Here is a 5,566-nt window from a genome sequence, read left to right as displayed (position 1 = left end):
CGGAGCGGGACGTTCAAGGTCAGGAGTGCTCCCGGAGGGGATGGGGACGCCCGGGAGCTTTGCATTTGAGCTGGTAGGTAAAGTGTGGGGGCACGCCCTCGTAGCTCAGGGGATAGAGCAACGGTTTCCTAAACCGTGTGTCGTAGGTTCGATTCCTACCGGGGGCACCATCGGATAGGGCCTCCAGCTCTGCTTGGCCCGTCCCGGACATCGGCCTCGCCCGCTCCCGCGGACGGCGAGAACCTCAAAGCCTGCGCCGACGGGACCTGTGCCGTCAAGATCCGCAAGGCCTGAAGTTGGCGCCGGCGGCGAAGTTCGAGATCTACCAGATCTTCCTCAGCTTCGAGGCGCCCAAGCGCACCGAGTTCACCGTCATCCGGGAGATCGGCAACATCCAGGGCCACATCGATGGCACCGGCTATCTGAGCCTGGTCGGCACCATCACCATCAAGGTCGACGAGGACGGCATTGTGGTGGCGTTCGAGCCCAAGTTCGAGAGCAAGAAGAAGGATCTTCGATCTGATCGGTTGCGGAAGCGGGGCGGCGCCGCTAACGTACAACCACATGGTTGTAGGTGAGCTCGACCTGGTGTTTCACGCCCTCGCGGATGGCACCCGGCGCGACATCGTCCGGCGGGTGATCGATGCCGAGGAGTCCGTCTCGGCGCTTGCCCGGCACTATCCGATGAGCTTCGCCGCCGTGCAGAAGCATGTTGCGGTTCTCGAGCGCGCCGCGCTCGTCACCAAAGTGCGCCGCGGGCGCGAGCAGGTCGTGCACGGCGAGCTGGCCGGCGTACGCAAAGCCGCCCGCCTGCTCGACGCCTACGAAGAGCTCTGGCGGCACCGCGCCGCCGCCATCGAACGAATCCTGGCCGAGGAGTGACGACATGCCCGTGATCGATGCACAAAAGGACGCCGACGCGCTGACGCTGACCTTTGTCGCCGAGTTCGATGCCGGCGTCGAGCGGGTCTGGCAGGTGTGGGAGGACCCTCGCCAACTCGAGCGGTGGTGGGGTCCGCCGGGCTGGCCGGCCACCTTCACCAAGCACGAGTTCGTGGTCGGTGGCATCTGCCGCTATCACATGACCGGGCCGGACGGCACCAAGGCGCCCGGCTGGTGGACGTTCACCGCCATTGAGGCGCCGCACCGGCTGGAGTTCGACGACGGGTTCGCCGACCGGAACGGGGAACCCTCAAACGCCATTCCGCCGACGCATGCGGTCGTGACCCTCGAGGCGGTCGGTGACCGTACCCGGATGACATCCGTCTCGACCTTCGCCTCTCTGGAGTCGCTGGAGCAGATGGCGGCTCTGGGCATGGTCGAAGGTATGACGATGGCCTTGGGCCAGATTGACGAGGTGCTGCGATGAGAAAGCTTTTGGTTACCGCATTCCTGACGCTGGACGGTGTGCACCAGGCGCCCGGCGCGCCCGACGAGGACAAGAGCGGGGAGTTCGCGTACGGCGGGTGGGCGTTCCCGCACTGGGACGACGCCATTTCGCAGCGCATGGACGAGACCATGAGCCGGCCGTTCGATCTCGTTCTGGGCCGCAAGACCTACGACATCTTCGCCGGATTCTGGCCCAACGCGCCCGAGGAGGCCGGCGGCAAGCCGCTCAACGACGCGACCAAACATGTCGCCTCGCGCGGCAAGCCGACGTTGGAATGGCAGCATTCGCATCTGATCGAGGGTGATGTGCCCGAGGGAATCGCGGCGCTCAAGGCGCAGGACGGGCCCGAGCTGCAGGTGCACGGCAGCGCGAATCTGGTGCAGACGCTGATGCGTCACAACCTCGTCGACGAGTACCAGCTGTTCATCTTCCCGGTGCTCGTCGGGTCGGGGAGGCGGTTGTTCGCTGACGGAGCCGTACCCTCCGGGTTGAAGCTCTTGAAAGGCGAGGTCACGCCCAAGGGCGCATTGATCGCGAATTACGCGCCGGACGGAGAGCTGCGAACCGGATCTTTCTAGTGGTGTCCGCCTAGGCTCAACCTCGTGGCAGTCACGATCAGGGCGCTGGACAATGCCGACGTCGACAAGATCGCCGAGTTCTCGGTGCGGGCGTGGGCGCCCGTCTTCGAGTCCTTCGAGAAGGTGCTCGGCGCGGAGATCTATCGGCGCGTCTACCCGGACTGGCTCGATTCGCAGGCTCGCGACGTCGCCCGGAGCTGCCGCGACCACGCCGGCACTACGTGGGTCGCGGTCGACGACGGCGAGCCGGTCGGCTTCGTGACGATCATCTTCAGCGCCGACGGGAGCAGCGCCGACATCGAGATGATCGCGGTCGACCCCACCCGTCAACGGGAGGGCATCGGCACGGCGTTGATGGACTACTCCGAGGAGCGGATGCGGGCGTCCGGCGCTCGGATCGCGGGTGTCGTGACGGGCGGCGACCCCGGCCACGAGCCGGCCCGCCGCGCCTACGAGGCGGCCGGCTTCACGGCGTTGCCCCTGGTCCGGTACTACAAGGCGCTGTGAGTTATTTGAGGTTCGTCACCAGGTTGATGGCCACCGCGATGATGATCGTGCCGAAGGCGTACGAGAGAAGGGCGTGACCCAGGACGGCCTTGCGGACCGCCGTGCTCCGGACGTTGTTGTCCGAGACCGCGAACGACGCGCCGATTGTGAAGGCCATGTACGCGAAGTCGCTGTACGACGGCGGAGCCTGCTGGTTGAAGTCGATGCCGCCGTCCTCGTCGACGTAGTACAGCCGCGCGTACTTGAAGGCGTAGTGTTCACCAGCGCCCACGACAGGATCACCGAGGCGACCGCCAGCAAAACCTCGACGGCTCCCGTCGCGCCGGTCGCCACGACCCAGCCGACCACCGCCAGGCTCGCGACCGCCGCCAGCAGCAGATAGCCGTCCATGGAGATCGCGCTGCCCTCCGCCTCGGCCAGCCCTTTCGTGTCGGCCGGGCCCAGCGGCCAGCTCAGCCGCCACACCCGGCCGAGCAGCACACCCGACCCGATGGTCCAGCCCAGCGTCGGCGCCCACGAAGCACCGAGGACGGCGGCAACCACACCGGACGCGATCCCGGCGGCGAGCGCGATCAGGGTGCGCCGGGCCGAGAAGAGTCGGCGGTCGTTTCTCATCCACCGAGTGTCCTACGGTGATCACTTCGACGGGCGCACCAGCCAGATACGCGCCGGGTCGACATCCGGGCGGAAGTACAACTGCGGGTAGCCGGCGTCGGGGAATCCGCCGGCGCGCAGCGCCTCGACGGCCTGGGCGAAGGACGCCTGCACGGATTTGCCGGAGGCGATTCCGCCGTAGAACCGGACCGTGAAGGTGCGTGCGGCGGTGTCCGCGATCTTGCCGGCCATGCCGATCGCCACCTCGGCGTGCTCGGCGGCCTGCCGCGCGAAGTCGGCGGAATCGCAGATATTGAAGAGGATGACCGGCGGCACCTCCAGCGTCGCGCGGATGACGCCGATCAGGTCGCGCGGGGCGACCGGATTCGGAAGGTTCTTCGGTGTGGACAGGACGATGCCGTCCTGTGTTCCGTGACCGCTGAAGTGCACGAGCCGCGGTGAGAAGCGATTGAGGCGGTCGAAGAGATCCGTGACCCGGGTGGCCGGGCAGATCTCGAACTGAACCAGGTGCCCGAGCTGGCTGGCGGCCAGCTGGTTCTGGATCTCGTTCATCTCGACGTCGAGGGGCACCGGCTTCTCGTCTTTGGGATTCGAGGCGAACATGACCGCGATGAGCTTGTCCGGCAGGGTGGCGGCCTCCTCGGCCGGCGGCAGCTCGTCCGCCCCGCCGGCCTCGATCACTCGAGCGGGCAGAACGCGGGCCGCGGACGCATTCGACGCGCGGATGTTCTGCACCGCCGCGGTGTTCTCCGCCATGACCTTGCGCAGCGGATTGACCACGCGAATCAGGTAGTTGACGGTGTCCCCGACACCGTTGAGCCGGCCGTCGAGACCGTCGAGCCGCCCGCCGTAGCTCTTGACCGTGTCGTTCGTCGTCTGGAGCCGTCTCCCGAGGTCGTCCAGCCGCCCGCCGTGGCTCACGAGGGTGTCGTTCGTCGACTGCAGGCGTCTGCCCAGATCGTCCAGGCCGGCGCGGATCGCCGCCAGCTGTTGGCGCGCATTCTCTTCCCGCTGCAGTGCCGCGGCGAGGAGGTGTTGCATCCCTTCGATGATGTCGGCCTCCATGGCTTGCAACTGACGGTGCAGGGCGTCAGTTCGGGCGGACTCTTCGGCCGCGGCGATTTCGAGCCGATCGACGATGCCGCGCTGAGAGGCGTTGATCGTGACGGTGCCGAGCGCTCTGATGGTCTCGTTCAGCTTCCGGATCCGCTGGTTGGCGAGGGTTCTGTTCTCCTCCACCCGCAGCTTCAGCCGGTCGCGCGTCTTGATCTTCTCCGCGAGACCGCGATAGCTATCGATCATCGTCGTGTTTCTCCAGCATCGCCGAGAAGGCGGCGGCGAAGCCGCGTACGAAGACCTCCTGTGCCTGCTCGGTACCCGGCCCGCTCACCTGGAAGGAGACGTCGAGCCGGTCGGAGCCCTGCCGCACCTCGAGCACGATCTTGCGCTGTTCACCGCTCTTGGGCGTGCGCGACCACAAGCGCCGCGCCAGTCGAGCGACCTCCGAGCGTCCTATCAGCACGGTGACGACGTCCGCGGTGGCGCCGAGCGCGCCCCCGGCCACGCCGATGGAGGCCGCGATGTCGGTCAGCGCACCGCGGGTCGGCCCGGCGAGGGTCAGGTCCAGCTCGTCGACCAGCGACAGGAACTCCCTCGGCACGTCGACGTACACCCGCTCCGACATAACGGAAGGTTATCATTCGATTGCCTAGCGTAAATATCTCTACGTTCTCAATCCCAGACGTTGGAGCACGCCGGAGACTCGTTCGCCCTCCGCGGCGAGGAAGGCCGCGAACGGCTCGCCCGACAGGTAGGCGTCGGTCCAGCCGAATCGCGCCCGCGCGCTCGCCCATGCCGGTGAGGAGGCGAGCGATGACACGAACGAGTGCATCGCCGACACGGTGGCAGGGGACAAGCCCGGCGGCGCCACGAGGCCGCGCCAGTTGTTGAAGACCACGTCGAAACCGGCGTCGCGTACGGTCGGGGCCGGCACCTGCGGCATCGGACTCTCCGAAGTCACCGCCAGCGCCCGCAGCTGCCCCGACGCGATCTGATCGGCGTACTCGCTGAGCCCCGACATCGCGAAACCCACCTCGCGCCCCAGGATCGCCGCCAGCAGGTCGCCGCCGCCGTCGTGCCGCTGATACGCCACCCGCGACGGCGACAGACCCACCGCGGCCGCGACCAGCATCGTGGCCAAGTGGTCGGGGCCGCCCACCGACGAGCCGCCGCCGACCTTCACCCCGGCCGGGTCGGCCCGCCACCCCTCGATGAGTTGGTCCAGCGACCCGTACGGCGAATCCCGCCGGACCACCAGCACCGACGGCTCCTGCACCAGCCGCGCGATCGGCGTGACGTCCTGCAGCCCCACCGCGGCGCCGACGGTGGCGCCGACCAGCCCGAGCCCCATCAACATCAGCAGCCGGCCGTTGCCGCGCTCGTAGACCAGCCGGCGCAGCCCGACCAACCCGCCCGC

At 67.7% G+C, this 5,566-nt stretch carries 8 protein-coding genes, 1 tRNA gene and 1 pseudogene; 6 read left to right on the top strand and 4 right to left on the bottom strand.

Going from position 1 to position 5,566, the window contains the following annotated elements:
• The first annotated feature begins 94 nt into the window (after nt 1-94).
• The 6 genes from AB0M20_RS24445 (at nt 95) to AB0M20_RS24420 (ending at nt 2,475) form a co-directional block, all read left to right on the top strand.
• Nucleotides 95-170, top strand: a tRNA-Arg gene (locus tag AB0M20_RS24445).
• A 126-nt stretch (nt 171-296) separates the two neighbouring features.
• Complete coding sequence (locus tag AB0M20_RS24440; protein WP_364301831.1) at nt 297-578, top strand: hypothetical protein; 282 nt, start codon at nt 297-299, stop codon at nt 576-578.
• Entirely contained in the window at nt 565-882 is a 318-nt protein-coding gene (locus tag AB0M20_RS24435) for a helix-turn-helix domain-containing protein (protein ID WP_364301828.1), read from the top strand. Before AB0M20_RS24440 ends, AB0M20_RS24435 begins: the two co-directional genes overlap by 14 nt.
• Before the next feature lie 4 nt (nt 883-886).
• Entirely contained in the window at nt 887-1,369 is a 483-nt protein-coding gene (locus tag AB0M20_RS24430) for an SRPBCC domain-containing protein (protein WP_364301826.1), read from the top strand.
• Nucleotides 1,366-1,968, top strand: coding sequence for a dihydrofolate reductase family protein (locus AB0M20_RS24425; protein ID WP_364301824.1), 603 nt, complete (start codon nt 1,366-1,368; stop codon nt 1,966-1,968). Before AB0M20_RS24430 ends, AB0M20_RS24425 begins: the two co-directional genes overlap by 4 nt.
• 24 nt (nt 1,969-1,992) lie before the next feature.
• The gene (locus AB0M20_RS24420; protein WP_364301822.1) at nt 1,993-2,475 is read left to right on the top strand and encodes a GNAT family N-acetyltransferase; all 483 of its coding nucleotides are present in this window, start codon (nt 1,993-1,995) and stop codon (nt 2,473-2,475) included.
• Between the two features lies 1 nt (nt 2,476).
• On the opposite strand, the pseudogene AB0M20_RS24415 reads toward AB0M20_RS24420, so the two are convergent.
• From AB0M20_RS24415 to AB0M20_RS24400, 4 genes and pseudogenes are all read right to left on the bottom strand, one after another.
• Nucleotides 2,477-3,090, bottom strand: a pseudogene (locus AB0M20_RS24415) (DUF1345 domain-containing protein).
• Nucleotides 3,091-3,111: 21 nt separating this feature from the next.
• On the bottom strand, nt 3,112-4,392 hold the full coding sequence (locus AB0M20_RS24410; protein WP_364301820.1) for a CHAT domain-containing protein: 1,281 nt from the start codon (nt 4,390-4,392) through the stop codon (nt 3,112-3,114).
• Nucleotides 4,382-4,774, bottom strand: coding sequence for a hypothetical protein (locus AB0M20_RS24405; RefSeq protein ID WP_364301818.1), 393 nt, complete (start codon nt 4,772-4,774; stop codon nt 4,382-4,384). Before AB0M20_RS24405 ends, AB0M20_RS24410 begins: the two co-directional genes overlap by 11 nt.
• A gap of 39 nt (nt 4,775-4,813) precedes the next feature.
• Nucleotides 4,814-5,566 (bottom strand): tripartite tricarboxylate transporter substrate-binding protein (locus tag AB0M20_RS24400; RefSeq protein ID WP_364301816.1); only part of this gene is annotated, 753 nt, incomplete at its 5' end.

This window comes from Actinoplanes sp. NPDC051633, assembly GCF_040681735.1.
In the GTDB taxonomy this organism is placed as follows: domain Bacteria; phylum Actinomycetota; class Actinomycetes; order Mycobacteriales; family Micromonosporaceae; genus Actinoplanes.
This window is presented reverse-complemented; position numbering and strand designations above follow the sequence as displayed.